This window comes from Oscillibacter sp. CU971, assembly GCF_905219725.1.
In the GTDB taxonomy this organism is placed as follows: Bacteria; Bacillota; Clostridia; order Oscillospirales; family Oscillospiraceae; genus Oscillibacter.
Genome location: NZ_CAJMXG010000347.1, coordinates 1 through 2,545 on the forward strand (window position 1 = coordinate 1; position 2,545 = coordinate 2,545).

Genomic DNA, 2,545 nt, shown 5'->3' on the forward strand with positions numbered 1-2,545 from the left:
TGTATAAGAGACAGGGGATAAGCCGCCGGACATATCCTCTTAGCATGAAGCTTTGCGAAGGGGGCGCTGTCCGTGGTCATCCTGCTGCGAAAACGCGATTTGGTTCTCTCATGCCTGTTCTGCTGCTTCTTTTTGGGTTTGGCGGCAGTACTGTGGAGGGGGAGCGCTGTTCCGGCGTTCCATGTCCGGGACGAAGTTCCCGTCACTGTGGTGATCGACCCCGGCCATGGCGGGGAGGATGGGGGAGCGGTTTCTCCCGGCGGCGTGGCGGAGAGCCAAATCAACCTAGCGGTGTCCCTGCGGGTCAGCGATCTGCTGCGTTTCGCGGGACTGCGGACACGGCTGACCCGGATGGAGGACGTGACCATCTGCGATCAGGGCTTGGACACGATGCGTCAGCGGAAGACCTCTGACCTCAAGAACCGGGTGAAGCTGGTGGAGGAGACGGAAAACGCCATTCTTCTGAGCATCCACCAAAACAGCCTGCCTTCGTCTCCGGTAACCCATGGGGCCCAGGTGTTCTGGAACCGGCAGGAAGGGGCGGAAGCGCTGGCGGAAAGCATTCAGGACGCTTTGAACACCGCTGTCAACGCCGGAAACGGCAAGCATCCCCGGCAAATCCCCGACAGTATTTATTTAATGAAACATATCACCGCGCCGGGTATTTTGGTAGAATGCGGATTTCTCTCCAATACACAGGAGACGGAGCGCTTGCAGGACCCGGCCTATCAGCTGCGGCTGGCGGCCGCCGTCGCGGCGGGATACCTGAACGCCGGGACGATGGAAAACGAATCTGGAGACTTGAGATGAAACAGCCGAAAACACTTTTTTACTGCACGGAGTGCGGCAATGAGACGCCCAAGTGGGCGGGGCGCTGTCCCGCCTGCGGCGCGTGGAATACAGTAGTAGAGCGGCCGGAACCTGCCGTGAAAGGGAAGGGGAGGAGCGCTTCCTCCCGGGCCGCCGCTCCTCCCAAGGCCCTCCCGGTGACGGAACTGGGGGACAGCGTGGAGATCCGTTTTTCCACCGGCATGGGAGAACTGGACCGCGTCCTGGGCGGCGGGGCCGTCAAAGGCTCTTTGGTCCTGGTGGGCGGTGCGCCCGGTATCGGAAAGTCTACGCTGATGCTGCAAATCTGCGGGAAGCTGTGCAGGTTCGCGAAGGTATTGTATGTATCCGGCGAGGAGTCCCAGCACCAGCTGAAGCTCCGGGCCCAGCGGCTCCATGTGGAGAGCGAAAACCTGCTGGTGCTGTCGGAGACCGGCCTGGGAGAAATGCTGGAGGCGGTAAACCAGGAGCAGCCGGATGTGTTGATTGTGGACTCCATTCAAACGCTTTATAATGATGCGCTGGATTCTCCGGCGGGCAGCGTCAGCCAGGTAAAAGACTGTACCATGGCCTTGATGCAGCTGGCCAAGGGGAGCAGCATCACGGTGTTTGTCATCGGCCATGTGAACAAGGAGGGCTCCATCGCCGGGCCCAAGGTCTTGGAACATATGGTGGACTGTGTCTTGTACTTCGAGGGGGACCGGCATACCTTCTGCCGCATCCTCCGGGCGGCGAAGAACCGCTTTGGGGCAACCAATGAAATCGGCGTCTTTGAGATGGGGGACGGCGGGCTGACGGAGGTGGAAAATCCCTCCAAAATGCTGTTGTCCGGCCGGCCGGAGGAAACGCCGGGAACCTGCGTCACCTGCGTGATGGAGGGGGCCCGGCCGGTACTGGCGGAGGTTCAGGCCCTGGTGGTAGGTTCCGCGGCGGGGAATCCCCGGCGGACGAGCAACGGCTTCGACTACAACCGGGCGGCCATGCTGCTGGCGGTTTTGGAAAAGCGAGGGGGATTAAAGCTGTCTACTTGTGATGCCTATTTGAACATCATCGGCGGGCTGCAATTGGACGAGCCCGCCGCGGACCTGGCCGCCGTGGTGGCGCTGGCCTCCAGCTACTTGGACAAGCCCGTCCCCGGCGATCTGGCGGCCGTCGGGGAAGTCGGACTCACCGGAGAGCTGCGGAGCGTCAGCCAGCTGTCCCAGAGGGTAGCCGAGGTCCGGCGGCTGGGGTTCAAACGCTGTGTGATTCCGGCCCGTCAAGGGCTGGAGAGCTTCCCGGATTTGCAGCTTCTGCCCGTTCAGAATATCGGTGAGGCGATTCGAGCCGCTTTGCGGGGATAAAGTGGACGCAGGCGCCGCCTAAAGCGGGCACGCCGGCGGCGGCGGCGCTGTCCAGTGTGCATAAGCCGTCAGATTGATAGACACATTCGCTGGTGCATGGAATCAAGGCGATCCTCCGTTCCGACAATGGTCCTTTGATGTTCCATAGTGTGACCGGAACGTCGGATTTTATGACAATGGCCTGGCTTGAAGATGGACAAGCGTCCGGCGGCAGGCCGAAGAAAAACGATATCTTTACAAGGGAGGAGGCAAAGGAAAGGCGTAGGCGATTGAACAAAATAAATCAAGGTTTTTTGTGAAATGACCGCTGAAACAGGCCGGAAGCTGAACCACTGAAACGAGTGGGAAAACAGCTTCCGGCCTGATATTTTGCA

2 protein-coding genes are annotated in these 2,545 nt (G+C 60.2%); both read left to right on the top strand.

What is annotated here, in order from left to right; all coding sequences use genetic code 11:
- Positions 1 to 72: 72 nt before the first annotated feature.
- Positions 73 to 810 (top strand): N-acetylmuramoyl-L-alanine amidase, encoded by a 738-nt coding sequence (locus tag JX325_RS15150; RefSeq protein ID WP_204791898.1) that lies wholly within the window; start codon positions 73 to 75, stop codon positions 808 to 810.
- Positions 807 to 2,171, top strand: a complete 1,365-nt coding sequence (gene radA, locus JX325_RS15155; protein WP_204791899.1) for a DNA repair protein RadA — start codon at positions 807 to 809, stop codon at positions 2,169 to 2,171. The genes JX325_RS15150 and radA overlap by 4 nt, the downstream gene beginning before the upstream one ends.
- Positions 2,172 to 2,545: the final 374 nt, after the last annotated feature.

Coding starts and splice junctions, on each gene's coding strand:
- radA (WP_204791899.1), top strand. CDS start 807: ATGAAACAGCCGAAAACACTTTTTTACTGCACGGAGTGCGGCAATGAG.